Here is a 13,542-nt window from a genome sequence, read left to right as displayed (position 1 = left end):
ATTTAATAACAAATCCGAAGTAGCCTGGATGGGTTAGAAATATGGCAATAGAAAAGCCTCTCCTTGATGCAGCTCTCACCCTTGCTAAGGCCGCTAAGGCTAAAGCCATGGTTTTTTTGGATGAGGTTTCCGAAGAGACACTCCTCCAAAACAGCGAGTTCTCTGAGTTTCCGCTCGTCTTAATTGGCCCCACCTTCGATGTAAAAAACAAGAGGCTCCTAAAGCTGTCGATTCCCAGAAATTTAAACCTCGGGAGCATTCTAAATTTTGTTTCTGCCTTTTTGGTTGAGCGGGGGCTCCTTAGGGAGGGTGACTCTTACGTTTACGTTTCCTCCGAAGTTGTTGGTCTCAGAAGGGTTAAAAAGAACTTTTTTGCCAGCAACGGCTTTTTCTCCCAGCCCCAGTCCGTTATACAAAGGCTCATTGAGATTGCAGTGGAGCTGAGCATTGAAGGCCGGGAAGGTTACCCCGTTGGAACTCTGTTCGTGGTAGGGGACGTTAAGAACGTCCTAAAGCACTCCCACAGTATGCTTCCAAACCCTTTCAAGGGGCACAGGATAAACGTTCTGGACAGGGAGAGTAAGGAGATAATAAAGGAGTTCGCCCAGCTGGATGGGGCGTTCGTGATAAGTCCGAAGGGGAGAATAGTCTCTGCCGGGGTTTACCTTGAGGTCGATCCAAAGGGTCTGGACTTAATGCTTCCACCGGGCCTTGGAACCAGGCATATAGCCGCGGCGGGTATAACCAAGCTAACAAAGGCCACTTCCATCAGCTTATCCGAGAGCGGCACGATCAGGGTGTTCAAAAACGGGATGATGCTCCTCGAGTACAACCCGAGGATGAAATATTGAAATGTGAGTCAGTGGTCTCTTCCTTTAACCGGGTTTCCTCCATTCATCCCCAGACGAAAATATGAGGCGGCCTGAAAATAGATTTAACTACAAGCCGTCCCCTTTCTGCCCCCATTTCGGTCTCTGTGTAATTGAAGCCTATATATGCGTCAGTGAAGAGCGCCACTAACGACACTAAAACGAGCGTGGAAGCAATTAGTATTGAAACGAGGACAAAGATTGCGTTTATAGTCTGTCTTTTGAGGATTCTCTCCTCGATCCCGTGGAGTTTAGAGTATTCCCTGGCCTCTCTATACTTGGACACCATCCCCATGGGAAAAGAGGACTGCCAGCAAGCAGGCCCTAGGACTATTGTATCCGCAAATCTCCGGTAATTCTCGCCATCCCCCTTGGAGAGAGGATTTCAAGGAAGCGTCTGACCTCTACATCCCAGAGGGCAGTAATAAGGGCAAAGGGTAAAAAGCTCAGAACAGCCACTGGTTCTCTATGCATTCATCGCAGGGCGGCTTCTCGCTGGCTATGGCCTTGAACTTCTTGTAGATGCACTCCGGCAGGCCGAGCGGGCAGCGGTCAGGGTACTGGCCGGGCCTTACCTTTGTGGGATCGAGCTTTACCTTTATGTATGCTTCGTACTCATCCACCTTCTTCCAGGGGAGCACCTTGGCGCCGTAGATTACGAGGTCATCGTTTATCCTCGCGTAGTCGCCAACCACGGCGTTCTCTTTGATGAGGACGTTCTTTCCAACCACAACGCCTTCGCCAAGGATGCTGTCCTTTATCTCCGCTCCGGACTTGACTATGTTGCTCCCGATGAGGATCGCGCGCTTGAAGTAGGCTTTGTCTTCCACTATGGTGTTGGGCCCGATGTAGGTGTAGGACTTGATCTTAACCCCATGGCCTATCTTAGCCCCCTCATCGATGTAAACTGGCCCCTGGATCTCGACGTCCTCGGGAACTTCGGCGTTCCCCCTGACGGTAATGTAGCCGTTGTTCTTGGCTATCTCATCCATGGCTATCTGGTGGGCGTAGAAGAGATCCTCCGGGGTGCCGAGGTCGACCCAGTAGTAATCCTTCGGCATCTTGTAGGCATAGACTTCTCCCCTGGCGACAAACTTTGGAAACACTTCCCTTTCGAAGTAGACCTCCTTTCCAGCCGGAATTTCCTCGAGGATTTTCCTGTTCACCATGTAGATTCCCGCATCAACCAGGTTGCTCTTGGGCCGCTTGGGCTTTTCCTCAAAGTGGGTGACTTTGCCATCGTTATCGACCTCGACAACACCGAAGCGCTCTGGCTCGTAGACTTTGGTCACGGCAACCGTTATTAAGCCACCGTTGTTCTTGTGGGCATCTATGAGCTCCCTGAAGTTGAAGTTCGTGAAGACGTCGCTGTAAATTACCAGGAAGTCCTCGTCAACGTAGTTCTCAACGTTCTTAATGGCACCGCCCGTTTCGAGGGGCATCGGGTCGTTTACAAAGCGTATGTCCTTGGGATAGTCGGCCATCTTCTCGTCTATGAACTCCCTGATCTCGCCGCGCATGTAGTGAACGGAAAGTATGACCTCATCTATTTCCGGGATCTTCTCGATGGTCTCCAGAATGTACTGCAGGTTGGGCTTTCCGAGAACGGGCACCATCGGCTTCGGTCTCGTTGAGGATATCGGCCTCAGGCGGGTTCCAAAACCACCGGCTAGAATAACCGCTTTCATGATCTCCACCATTATAGCCTTATCTTCCGGGGCTTATATATTTTACGGCCGTAAAATATATCCCTCTCAGTGAGCAATGGGCTTCACTTTTTTAGGGAGAAAGCTTTGTCCGTCAGTTTAAACGTCTCAACGCCTGGCCTGAGGCAAGACCCCCAGCAGATCTTATTCAGCGGGCAGGTTTTGCACGATTCTGAGCCGTGTTCGATCCTCTCAACGTAGCCCAGACTCTCAAGGATTTTTATCATCCCCTCGACCTCTTCCTGTGCTATTCCCAGCTTTTCGGCTATCTCGTCCTCCCGCGTGGTTCCCCCTTTGATCAATTCCAGGACTTTCTCCAGTTTTCCCATTTTCATCCCTCCAGCTGTTAAGAAACCCCCAGGGCAATGCCAAGGTGCCAGACGATAATGCCGATCACCGAGGCCACGCCTACCATGTAGAGGGTAACCACTGCGGCCCACCTCCAGCTGCTCTCGGCCCTTATGGCGCCTATAGTGGCCACACAGGGTATGTAGAGGGTCGTAACGACAGCTAGCACGTACGCCTGGAGAGGAGTTAGGGCGTTCCTTATCGCTTCCTCGCTCCCGTAGAGGACGCCGTAGGTCGATATCACGTTCTCCTTCGCCACTATGCCGAAGAGCAGGCTTACCGCTGCCTTCCAGTCGAGGCCCATCAGCCGGACGTAGGGCTCAAAGAGGTGTCCAAGCTTTTCGGCGTAGCTCTCACCGGTTCCCATGGGTGCCGGGAAGTTGCTGAGGTACCAGATGGCGATTGCCCCCGCGAGTATCACGGTGCCCGCTTTTTTCACGAATTCCTTGCTCCTCTCCCAGGGGTGCAGGAGGAGGGTTTTCCAGGTCGGAATGTTGTACTCGGGAAGTTCTATGACGAACGGACTGCCCTCTCCTTGAATAAAGTGGCCCACAATCCCCGCTGAAAGCAGGGCCACGCCGAAGGCCAGCAGGTAAACACTGAGGGCAACGAGGGCCTGGTTGGAGCCGAAGAAAGTGCCGGCGAGGAAGCTTATAACGCTCAGCCTGGCGGAGCAGGGGATGAAGGGGCTCACGAACATCGTGACCAGTCTGTCCTTCTCTTCATCGAGGGTTCTGGTCGCCATCACCGCCGGAACGTTACAGCCGAGCCCGAGTATGAGGGGTATTATTGCCTTCCCGGGAAGGCCAAACCTCCGGAATATACCCTCCATTAAGACTGCAACCCTTGCCATATACCCTAAATCCTCGAGGAAGCTCAGGGCAAAAAACAGGAGGAAGACGAGCGGGAAAAAGCTGAGTACCGCCCCGACGCCACCGATGATACCACTGACCAGACCACTGAGCGTCTCGTTCGCTATTTGAGGTGCAAGCCACTCCCCAAAGGACGAGAAAGCGTTGTCAAGGGCTTCCTGCAATGGCAGGCCAAAGGTAAAGACGAACTTGAAGAGGGCGTAGAAGACGAGCGCCATAGCCACGAACCCGTAAACCGGGTGGATGAGGATCCTGTCGAGCTGGTCCGTAAAGGTCTCTTCCTTCAGCTGGCTGTGGGTCATGAACTCATGGGTGAGCCTGTCTATGAACTCGAACTTCTGGCCGGCTATTATTAGGTCTACGGCCCTCCCGTACTTTTCTTCAAGCTCATTGATGTGCGTCATTATCTCGTTGAGCTTTTCCTCTCCGAGATGCCTCTTCACGAGCTTTATAACTTCGTCATCGCGCTGGAGGAGCTTTATCGCGAGCCAGCGCGGGGGATAGCGGGAGGCAAGCCTGGTTTCTTCCAGGCATTTTGATATGTGCTCTATCTCCCTCTCCACCTCTGGCTCGTACTGGGGTATGATTGGGGTGCCAGCGATTTCTCCATGGGCAACCTTCAGTATGGCCTCCTTCAGCCCCTCAAGGCCCCTTTCTTCCCTGGCACTGAGGGCAACGACGGGGACGCCGAGGACCTTTGACATCCTCCCGACGTCTATCTTTATGCCTTTCTTCTCGGCGAGGTCTATCTTGTTGAGGGCTATGACGACGTTTTTAATGCCCATCTCAAAGATTTCCATCGTCAGATACAGGTTCCTGAGGACGGAGGTTGCGTCGATAACGTTTACCACAACGTCCGGGTTTCCGTTGAGGAGAAAGTTCCTCGCAACGAGCTCATCAGCGGAATGGGCGGTGAGGGAGTAAGTTCCAGGAAGGTCAACTACTAAAAAGCGCTCACCGCTATACTCAAAAATTCCCTCCTTCTTCTCCACTGTTACTCCAGGCCAGTTGCCCACGTGTTGCCTCATTCCCGTGAGCGCGTTGAATATCGTGGTCTTGCCAACGTTGGGGTTTCCAGCCAGGGCAATGACCTTCATCGCCATGCTCCCACCTCAAAGCTTTCTCACGAGGACCTTTGAGGCCATTCCTCTCCCGAGGGCCAGCCTTGTCCCCCCAACCTCAACCACGACCGGCCCGGAGCTGTAGACGTTGACAACTCTGACCGCTGCACCGGGGGCGAGGCCCATGGCGTAGAGCCTGCTCCTGAAGTTCGGCCCGCCCTGGAGGTTCACGACGATACCAGCCTCGCCCGGACGAAGGGAGTTCAACGGAACAATCATGATCATCACCGTTAGGTCTTCCTAACCCAGTGAGGTTTCCAGAAAAGGCTTAATAAATTTTTGGTAAGCCTAACAAAACTCAGCGGTTCGAACTCGGAAGGGTTCTGGTTCAGGGGCATTCCAAAATCCTTTGGGGGGTTAAGGCCTACCGGGGCGAGCGCTACAAGTTCCCCCGTTGGGGAGAGTGGCTTGAAAGGTCTGAGGCTCAGACTTTTAAGCACCCCCATTTATTTTCCCCCATGCCCGCTCTTGAGGATGCCATCGAGGAGATAAAGAACTTCTCGGAGAAAGCCGGACTTCTCGATAAGAGGATACTCGTAATGTTTTCAGGCGGAAAGGACAGCTCTCTCGCTTTATACCTGCTCAAAGAGGCGGGTTTGGATGTTTCGGCTTTGACATTCTTCCATCGCTGGAGCTGGAGGGAAACTCTAAGGTGGGCGATGGGGTTCACCAAAAAGCTCAACCTCAACCACTTTCTCGTTGATATAACCGACGGCCTCCTCAGGGAAGCCGCCGGGAGGAAAGGCCCGATCTGCATAAACTGCAAAAAGGTCATGCTCTGGAACGCGAAGTGGTTTGCCCTCAACAACGGCTTCGATGTCTTAGCGAAGGGCGACAACGCCAACGACAAGATAATCGGGGCCTTGCTCGACCAGTGTAAAACCGATGTAAGGCTCTGCGAGGTTCCCAAGATAGGGATACCAACCCTCAGGCCCCTCATAAAGTACACGGCGGAGCAAGTCGAGGCCCTCGCGGATGAAGCCGGAATAAGGCCCTATCGCATGTACGAGCACGCGAGGAGGAGGCAGTGGCGCGAGGGCTGTCCGCTTCAATACATCGACAGGGAAGAAATCGTGACGCCGGAGTTAATGGACTTAGCTTACAAGGTGAATTACGAGATAAGCAAAATCGCCAGAGAGAGAAAAGTCCGCGTCAGCGTCCGGGTTCCGGGCTTTGAGGTAATGTGCTGGAACTGCGATAACGAAACTATCGATGAAATCAGACGGGTAACGGAGAAGCTCAGGTGATGCAAATGGTTGAGCTACCCCCTGGAAAGCTGAGGAATGAGCTGTTGAGAGAGGTAGTTTTTCCAAACCTTGGCGTCGGGGATGCTAAGGTGATCTACGGGCCAAGGGAGGGCTTTGATTCGGCCGTTCTGGAATACGACGATGAGAACTACCTGGTGATAGCGACAGACCCAACCCTTGGCGTTCCGAGGGAAACCTTCGGCTTCTTCACCTACCATTTCGCTTCGAGCGATGTGGCGGTTTTCGGGGCTAACCCAAGGTGGCTTGTCGTTGACATACTCCTACCCCCTGGCACGGGCAGGGAATTCCTCAGAACGGCAATGGGGGACCTCCACGGGGAGTGCCTGAAGTACGGGAGCTCCATAATAGGGGGCCACACCGGGGCTTACCCGAGCGTTTCGGAGCCTACCTCAACCACCACCGCCATTGGCATCGTGAGAAAGCACGAGCTTAAGCTCCCGCTGGCAAAGCCTGGTGACAAGATCATCGTTACGGCCAAAGTTGGCCTTGAGTTCGCGGTCTCTGCGGCGTACTTTAGGGAAGAAGAGCTTTCGAAAATCCTCCCAAAGAAGGAGCTCATGAGCCTCAAGCGCTCGTTCTACTTCGAAACCGCAGTCCCTGATGCTCTGGTGGCAAGGCCCTACGTCAGGGGAATGCACGATGCAACCGAAGGGGGCTTAACGGCTTTGCACGAGATAGCGGAGAACTCTGGCGTTGGGTTCAGGGTTTATGCTGAGAAGCTCAACCTCGATCCCCTTGTGAAGAAGGTTTTGGCCTTCTACGGCCTTGAGCCCTGGAGCGTCTCCTCAACGGGAACGCTGATAGCGATAACACCTCCTGAAAACGCGGATTCATTAATTGTGGAATTAATCAAAAACGGAATCCTGGCCTTCGAGCTCGGGGAGTTCACGGAGGAGAAGGACAGGATTTTAGTCGAAAACAATGAAGAAAAACCTTTCCCGGAGTTCAGAGAGGATCCTTACGTGGGGCTTTACGATGTATAAGAGTGTTTCGATCAGCCTGCGGGATAAAAGACGAAACAGAGTCGTGCCTGGAGCTGATGAACATTCACTTCACCCTGAACCTCAGCAGGGCTGCCAAACCGCCCAGTGCCTTCAGCTTCTCGCCCCCTTCATGCTCCGAGCTTACAACCACCACTTCGCCGCGCGAATACCTAACAGCTTCCATCAGCCCCTCTACCTTCTCCCTCTGCTCTCCTTTGAGGAGTTCGTCCAAAACGAGGAGCGTCTCCACCGCACCGTAGTTTACCGCTTCCTCCACCTCCGTGAGGCCGTACGCCGCTAAGCCGCTGTTTTTGGCTATGTTCTCCAGAACCTTCTCGACTAACTGGACTTCCTTTGCAACCCTGTTCTCGTGGTAGACCTTCTCCACAGTTCCGCGCCTGATGACCTCGTAGATGCCAGTTCTCCCCGTCACGCTCGTGTCCTCTACAACGACCTTCTTTGCGAGCTCAGGGTAGTTTTCCTGCAGGAACCTGTAAAAGGTCTCCTTGACGAAGCCGGGGCCGGCTACGATAGCCTTCTCTACCCTTTCCCGGTTCATAACCTCCTCCATTGTCTTTGCCAGGTCGTGGAAGAACCTCTTCTCCTCGCTTTCTCTGTCCGTGTCGTAGCGCTTCCCGCCGAGGTTGTGGGACGTGCTGCTGAGTACCTCAACGCCGTACTCCCTCACCAGCGCCATGTCTGCCTCCCCCTCGTCGATAACTACTATCATCACCCTTGCCCTCTTTGATGCTTCAACCGCCTCCTTGAGGCGCTCTAAGTGGTGCTCCTTCCAGCGGGGCTTCTCAATGGTTACCACAGTTCCTTCCTCAATCGCTATCGTGTGGTACTTGCCGAGGGGGACATCCTCCCTGCTCGCATAAACAATTGGCCCAGTGACGCGAACCTGGTTGGCGAACCTGTGGAAGTTTATCTTTTCCGCTTTAACCCCGAGGAAAACCGGAATGGCCTCAACCTTCTCCGCCCTCAGGGAATCGCTCCTCTGGCTCTGCTTGCGGAGGGTTTTAGCGTAAACAGTGTCTCCCGGGTCTATTAGGTGGTAGAGGTGCCAGAGGTCGTCCAAAGTTTCGGCCTTGACCTTTATCTTGCCCTCCTTGACGTTCTCCTCGATTATCTCCATGGTATCACCTCATCGCCCTCAGGCCCTGCAGTAATACGCGGGTGGAGTTTTATCCTTTGTCCCCCGAGACAGGTTCATTGGTTTTTTATATCACTCGCGGTGATACATAAGCGAAAGGTTTTTAAAGGCGGGAACTCATGTATCACTGGAGGTGATATACAATGACCCTGATCATGTACGTGTGGTTGATGACTGTTGAGCGCGAGGCGAGGGAAAAACTTCAAAAGAAAACCTTAAAGACCGACGAAGCTTGTTAATTTTTGGGTCTAAATAAGCTCTCTCTCCGTCTTTGTAAGCCTTTTAGAACCGTTCTCCGTGATGACCACGGTGTCCTCTATTCTGACGCCTCCAAACTTCGGGAGGTAGATTCCAGGCTCGATCGTTATCACCATGCCCGGCTTAAGGACCGTCTCGTCCTGCTGGCTCACGCGCGGCCACTCGTGTATCTCAAGGCCAACGCCGTGCCCGGTGGAGTGGATGAAGTAGTCACCGTAGCCGTACTCCGCTATGACGTTCCTGACTGCGGTGTCGAGCTCCTTCGCCGTAATCCCGGGCCTTGCCGCCTCAACGCCCTTCTTCTGGGCTTCCAGAACAATCTCGTAGATTTCCTTCTGCTTCTCGCTGGGAGCGCCAACGACTACCGTTCTCGTTATGTCGGAGTGGTAGTACCTGTAAAGCGCCCCTTCGTCTATAACGACAAGATCACCGCGCTCTATCCTCCTGTCACTCGCTACTCCATGCGGTAAAGCTGACCTCCAGCCGCTAGCTATTATCGTGTCGAAGGCAGGCTTTTCAGCGCCGTTTATCTTCATGACGTACTCCATCTTTGCCGCTATCTCCCTCTCGCGCTTGCCCTCGCCTATCTCCTCCAGGGCAACGAGCATGGCCTGGTCAGCTATCTTACAGGCTTCCTCTATGACCTCCAGCTCCTCCGGAGTTTTGATTATGCGGAGCTCCCTGATTACGTCATCCACTGCCGTGAAGTCCTCAACGCTGGCCTTTTCCTTGAGTGTCTGTATTGTGGAGAAGCTGGTTACCCCTTCTATTCCGAGCTTCCTGAGCTTGAAGGATGAGAGCCTCTCGTAGAGCTCCTTTCCGGTCTTGAACTTCTCAACGGGCACCTTTGAGGTCTCTTTAGCCTCTTCGTATTCAAGCTCCGGGACTATGAAGGTTGCCTCGTCCGGCGTCACAACGAGGTAGCCACCGAGAACCGGCGAGGAGCCCGTGAAGTAGTAGAGGTTGGGCTTTTGGGTTATCAAAACTCCGTCGAGCTCCTTCTCAGCCATAAATTCCCTGAGCTTTTCGATCCTCATCTTAATCACCAGACGGGTGTTTGGCTGGAAGGATAAAACCCTTTCGTCGGAAAAGTTTTATACTACTTAGCCTACTTGTGGCGGTTGGAATCATGTACCGCAGGATAGACGAGTTCATAGAAGCTGGAGGCTCGGTCAAGAAAGAGGAAGAACCGGAAAAGAGAAAAAAGCGCCTGAAGGAGACCAGTCTGGACGCTTTTCTCCCAGCTGAGCACGTTGCTTACTTCAAACAGCTCCGCATCGGGTCAAAAAAGATACGAAACGCAAAGATTGAGGAATTATAGCTCTTCCGCTATCACGGCCTTTTCTCCGATTTTAAAGACGAACGCCCTTCTTTCTCCCTTCAGATTTTCCTCGATCTTCCTCCTGATTCTCCAGTATTCGCTCTCTGGAACGCTTATTCTTAACGTTGCCCTTCCAAAGCCCTCTTTCCTCAGGAAGTCGTTTATTCTGACCGGATGGAATGGAAGAACGCCTGCAACGTGGTATGTTCTCTTTAGGTAGGGACTTTTTACTTCTTCGTTTCCGGTTGCTAAAACGCGCCTTTTCTCCCTCGTGAGCATTTTTGCTTCAACCGGGAGGGCGTGAAGGAGTTCGTTTATTAGATCGGCGTAGTCCACGCTCTGTGGTATCTCGTAGATGTATTCCCCCGGTTCTGTTGCCCACTCCACGATGTTCTCCAGGTTCGGGTTGCTTTCGATTCTTACCCCCTCCGGCAGGATAACCGCGCTTCTCTCTGCCTTTGCCAGGGGTTCCGTGTAGAACGTAAGCCGGTTGAGCGCTCCAAAGAGGTCTATGTACTCGAACTCGCCCTCCCAGGGCACTTTCTCCCGCCTAATCTGCGGGGGCAGATCAAAGATAAAGGCGTCGGTTTTCTTTTTGTAGGCGGTGTAAACCTCGAGGGGGCTGGGGAGGAGGTCTTCAAGCCTTCTCTCGGGCATTTCCGGGGGTCTGGCCGGGTCAGAGAAAACGACCTCAGCGTCGATTCTCTCAATGGTTTCAGGGGCCAGTGAGTCGGCGTTTATGAACTCGATGTTTGAAACATCGTATTTTTCGGCGTTTCTCCTGGCGAACTCTATTTTGAGGGGGTCAATGTCAATCCCATAGGCCCTGTCAACTTTTATGGCATATAAGATTATCTGAATCCCCACCCCACAGGACACATCGGCTATACTTTTAACCCCAAACTCCTTAAGCCTCTCAGCACGGTATTTTGCCACGATCTCGTGCGTTGCATAGCGGAGCCCTTCCAGGTCCATCCAAAGGTCGTTCCTGGAGAACTTGTCCCTCGCCCTTATCCTGGCGCTGGCTATCTCCGCTATGAGCTTCCAGTCCTTTCCCAGGCTGGCCCGGAGCTTTTTCTCACCGTAACCTTTCCTTATTAGTTCTTCTGCTAGCTGTATCAGTTCTTCGTTTATCTCCATCATCGTCCCAGATAGGCGGAGACATTTTAAAGCTTGCGCGGGACAAGAAGCTTAAAAGTCATTGTTCCAACGAGTGGTAGGTGGTAACATGGGTCGGACTGGCAAAATAAAATTCGTTGTTTTCCTTGTTCTTGCCATCGGCATGATGGGGGCTTCCCTCTGGTACGCTTACGGCACCGCATCCAGGGCAGACCTGGTCGACTACGTTGGAGATGAAGTCTGGTACGTCTCTGCTTCGCGGAACGTCCTTCACAGGCTCGGCTTTCAGTTGCATTACGTCCACAACGGCTACGAGGGAGTTAACGTGATCTTCAAGGACAATGAGGCGAAGCTTCGCTACCAGTACGTGGTCGAAGGCGCCATGTTGAAATTTAACGGCAACTTCTCATCCAAGGTTAACTACCAGAAGTTCCCGGCAATGTACCTTGAGATTCCTCAGAAGAACTTAGGCGATTTCCTCGCTTATCTGGAGGAAAAGATACCGCAGGATAACTTTTACGTAGTTACTGGCTTCAGGTATCCCGACGCTGAGGGGATACAGAACTACCTCAACACTGAACATCCCTTCCTCGGGAAGGATTTCATAATGCTGGCCATGATCCTCGGCGGGGACAGACCCATAGCATGGAGGATTCCCGGGATAATCCTCTACGGTCTTCTCCAGCTTCTCGTTCTGCTGACTGCTTACAGAATAACCCGCAGTTACACCGCTTCCCTGATTGCCCTGTTCTTCGCGGCCATTGATCCTCTCCTGCAGGCCACCGCAGTTACCGCAATGCTGGACATCTATGTTGCCTTCTTTGTTGCCCTCTTCGTGTTCCTCCTGGTTTATTCATGGGACATGGGCGCGGGATTCTCCGCTGGACTTGCCGGAGCTTCCAAGGTCAGCGGTGCCTTTGGTTATCCGATCTTCTTCCTGAAGCTGGTTAGAGATCTCGCTCCGGGCGTTGACTGGAAGAAGCTCGCCAGGATAATAATCGTAACTGCGCTCATTGGAGGCACGATAGTTGCCTACGCCGAGTACCGGGCCGCCTACTGGGATAAAAGCTACTTCCTGGTTTTGCTTGTCCTCACTGCTGTGGCCCTTGCAGAGTTCTCGTATTCAAGCAGAGACGCGGTAAGGGATTTAGCGTATTTCTTTACCGTGGCAGTTTTCCTTCCGCTCCTGGGCTTCCTGATCCCGGAGATCCCAATAATAAAGGTTCAGGGCCTTGATCCGTGGCTGAGGGACTTCCTCGGAAGCTTCAAGTGGCACCTCAGCTACAAGGGTGAAAACCCATGGACGTCCCCCTTCTGGGAATGGTTCTACAACGCCAATCCCTTCCACTTCCACTTCAATCCCGATATAGTTGCCAGCACTAATCCAACCCTTATGCTCTTCACCGTGGTCGCTGTCTTTGCGGTTCCCTACGTCTGGAGGAGGCGTGGTGAAGGTGCCCTTATACCCTTTGGAGTGTTCTGGAGCACTGTCCTCCTCTTCGCCCTCCAGTACGCCATGGGCGGCAAAACCCAGTTCAGCTTCTACGCCACAGCCCTGGTTCCCGAGGCGACGGTCATAATGGGCGTGTTCCTCTACGACCTTGTAAAGTGGGAGGCCTTCGAGGAGTCCCTTCTCACCTACCTCCTCTGGCTCGGCAGAGTCCTAAAGGTGAAGCGCTTTGTTGAATACGCTGAGAATAACCTCAGAAAGAGCCAGAAAATCCTTGGAGGGGTTCATGTGCCTTCCTTCCCGTTCCCACCGACCATCTGGGCCAGAGAAGGCGTTAGAAAGCCAAAGAAGACTTCAATCCGAACTAGAGAAGGGGGACTCCCAAGGAAGTCCGGTTAGTTCTTTCTTTTCCCCTTCAAAAACTCCTCTATGCTAGGCTGTTCAGCCACTTTGATCTTTTTGAGGGTCTCCCATGTCCTTCTGACTATTGGTGGGAACTCTCCGTGCTCTTTGTAGTAGCCCATCAAAAACTCTCTCGTCCTTGGATCACTGGGGTATCCGCTCCCTATCTCGCCGTACTCCTCCCTGAGCCGTTCTATCGCCCTGTCGCGGGTGACTTTTGCCAGTATCGAAGCGGCCGAAACTGGAGGGAACTTGTCGTCGGCCCTGTGTTCCGCTATTATCTCGGCCCTAAAGTTGAGGAACTTCCCTATTTCTTCTCCAAACCGCTCCTCCTTGACATCCGCGGCGTCTATGTAGATAACGTCCGGTTTAACTTTGAGGGAGTTGAGGGCCTTTACGAAGTTGTTCACCTCGAATTCGTTGAGCGTTCCTTCTCTGGAATCTATCTCCTCCGGGGAGAGCTCGAGGATAACGTAATCGTCCGCTATCCTGAGGATTTCATCGAAGAGTTTTTCTCTTCTCTTGGGGGTCAGCTTTTTCGAGTCTCTAACCCCAAGTGCTTTCAGGTTGGATATGCTATCCTCGTCAAAAACAACTGCCGCAATAACCATCGGACCGATTACAGGCCCCCTTCCGGCTTCGTCTATTCCCGCAATTTTCTTCCCCATT

At 52.8% G+C, this 13,542-nt stretch carries 15 protein-coding genes; 5 read left to right on the top strand and 10 right to left on the bottom strand.

From position 1 onward, the window contains the following. Positions 1 to 41: 41 nt before the first annotated feature. Positions 42 to 851, top strand: coding sequence for a DNA integrity scanning protein DisA nucleotide-binding domain protein (locus ACZ47M_RS07110; RefSeq protein ID WP_315342482.1), 810 nt, complete (start codon positions 42 to 44; stop codon positions 849 to 851). 43 nt (positions 852 to 894) lie between these two features. On the opposite strand, the gene ACZ47M_RS07105 is transcribed toward ACZ47M_RS07110, so the two are convergent. The 6 genes from ACZ47M_RS07105 to ACZ47M_RS07080 all read right to left on the bottom strand — a co-directional run bounded on the left by ACZ47M_RS07105 (position 895) and on the right by ACZ47M_RS07080 (position 5,362). Further along, complete coding sequence (locus ACZ47M_RS07105) at positions 895 to 1,158, bottom strand: hypothetical protein (RefSeq protein WP_315342485.1); 264 nt, start codon at positions 1,156 to 1,158, stop codon at positions 895 to 897. Between the two features lie 157 nt (positions 1,159 to 1,315). Then, positions 1,316 to 2,557, bottom strand: coding sequence for an NDP-sugar synthase (locus ACZ47M_RS07100; RefSeq protein ID WP_315342624.1), 1,242 nt, complete (start codon positions 2,555 to 2,557; stop codon positions 1,316 to 1,318). 83 nt (positions 2,558 to 2,640) lie between these two features. Continuing rightward, positions 2,641 to 2,910, bottom strand: a complete 270-nt coding sequence (locus tag ACZ47M_RS07095) for a helix-turn-helix domain-containing protein (RefSeq protein WP_394356309.1) — start codon at positions 2,908 to 2,910, stop codon at positions 2,641 to 2,643. A gap of 11 nt (positions 2,911 to 2,921) precedes the next feature. Beyond that, positions 2,922 to 4,898 carry a ferrous iron transport protein B gene (feoB, locus tag ACZ47M_RS07090; protein WP_315342487.1) on the bottom strand — a complete coding sequence of 659 codons (1,977 nt, stop codon included), beginning with the start codon at positions 4,896 to 4,898 and terminating at the stop codon, positions 2,922 to 2,924. 9 nt (positions 4,899 to 4,907) lie between these two features. Further along, positions 4,908 to 5,135 (bottom strand): FeoA family protein, encoded by a 228-nt coding sequence (locus ACZ47M_RS07085; RefSeq protein ID WP_315342627.1) that lies wholly within the window; start codon positions 5,133 to 5,135, stop codon positions 4,908 to 4,910. An 11-nt stretch (positions 5,136 to 5,146) separates the two neighbouring features. Further along, on the bottom strand, positions 5,147 to 5,362 hold the full coding sequence (locus tag ACZ47M_RS07080; RefSeq protein ID WP_315342488.1) for a hypothetical protein: 216 nt from the start codon (positions 5,360 to 5,362) through the stop codon (positions 5,147 to 5,149). Between the two features lie 12 nt (positions 5,363 to 5,374). On the opposite strand from ACZ47M_RS07080, the gene ACZ47M_RS07075 reads away from it, so the two are divergent. Both ACZ47M_RS07075 and ACZ47M_RS07070 read left to right on the top strand, forming a co-directional pair. Then, positions 5,375 to 6,163 carry a 7-cyano-7-deazaguanine synthase gene (locus tag ACZ47M_RS07075; protein ID WP_315342490.1) on the top strand — a complete coding sequence of 263 codons (789 nt, stop codon included), beginning with the start codon at positions 5,375 to 5,377 and terminating at the stop codon, positions 6,161 to 6,163. 5 nt (positions 6,164 to 6,168) lie between these two features. Then, on the top strand, positions 6,169 to 7,167 hold the full coding sequence (locus ACZ47M_RS07070; RefSeq protein ID WP_315342492.1) for an AIR synthase family protein: 999 nt from the start codon (positions 6,169 to 6,171) through the stop codon (positions 7,165 to 7,167). Positions 7,168 to 7,231: 64 nt separating this feature from the next. Here the strand turns inward: ACZ47M_RS07070 and ACZ47M_RS07065 are convergent, their stop codons facing one another. Together ACZ47M_RS07065 and pepQ are read right to left on the bottom strand one after the other, a co-directional pair. Further along, entirely contained in the window at positions 7,232 to 8,305 is a 1,074-nt protein-coding gene (locus tag ACZ47M_RS07065) for an mRNA surveillance protein pelota (protein WP_315342494.1), read from the bottom strand. A gap of 266 nt (positions 8,306 to 8,571) precedes the next feature. Continuing rightward, a complete protein-coding gene (gene pepQ / locus ACZ47M_RS07060) occupies positions 8,572 to 9,624 on the bottom strand; it encodes a Xaa-Pro dipeptidase PepQ (protein WP_315342629.1) in 1,053 nt (350 codons plus the stop codon). An 86-nt stretch (positions 9,625 to 9,710) separates the two neighbouring features. Here pepQ and ACZ47M_RS07055 point away from each other — a divergent pair, with 86 nt between their 5' ends. Further along, positions 9,711 to 9,902 (top strand): PCNA-inhibitor, encoded by a 192-nt coding sequence (locus tag ACZ47M_RS07055; protein WP_010478823.1) that lies wholly within the window; start codon positions 9,711 to 9,713, stop codon positions 9,900 to 9,902. Here the strand turns inward: ACZ47M_RS07055 and ACZ47M_RS07050 are convergent. Beyond that, a complete protein-coding gene (locus ACZ47M_RS07050) occupies positions 9,897 to 11,045 on the bottom strand; it encodes a methyltransferase domain-containing protein (RefSeq protein ID WP_315342496.1) in 1,149 nt (382 codons plus the stop codon). The genes ACZ47M_RS07055 and ACZ47M_RS07050 overlap by 6 nt on opposite strands. A gap of 85 nt (positions 11,046 to 11,130) precedes the next feature. On the opposite strand from ACZ47M_RS07050, the gene ACZ47M_RS07045 reads away from it, so the two are divergent. After that, positions 11,131 to 12,870: a dolichyl-phosphate-mannose--protein mannosyltransferase gene (locus ACZ47M_RS07045; RefSeq protein ID WP_315342497.1), complete on the top strand. Its 1,740-nt coding sequence runs from the start codon at positions 11,131 to 11,133 to the stop codon at positions 12,868 to 12,870. Here ACZ47M_RS07045 and rnhB read toward each other — a convergent pair. Beyond that, entirely contained in the window at positions 12,867 to 13,541 is a 675-nt protein-coding gene (gene rnhB, locus ACZ47M_RS07040) for a ribonuclease HII (protein ID WP_315342498.1), read from the bottom strand. The two genes, ACZ47M_RS07045 and rnhB, sit on opposite strands and share 4 nt — an antisense overlap. Position 13,542: the final 1 nt, after the last annotated feature.

This window comes from Thermococcus waiotapuensis (assembly GCF_055384795.1).
The sequence above is the reverse complement of the archived record's forward strand: the minus strand, read 5'-3'. Positions and strand labels throughout refer to the sequence as shown.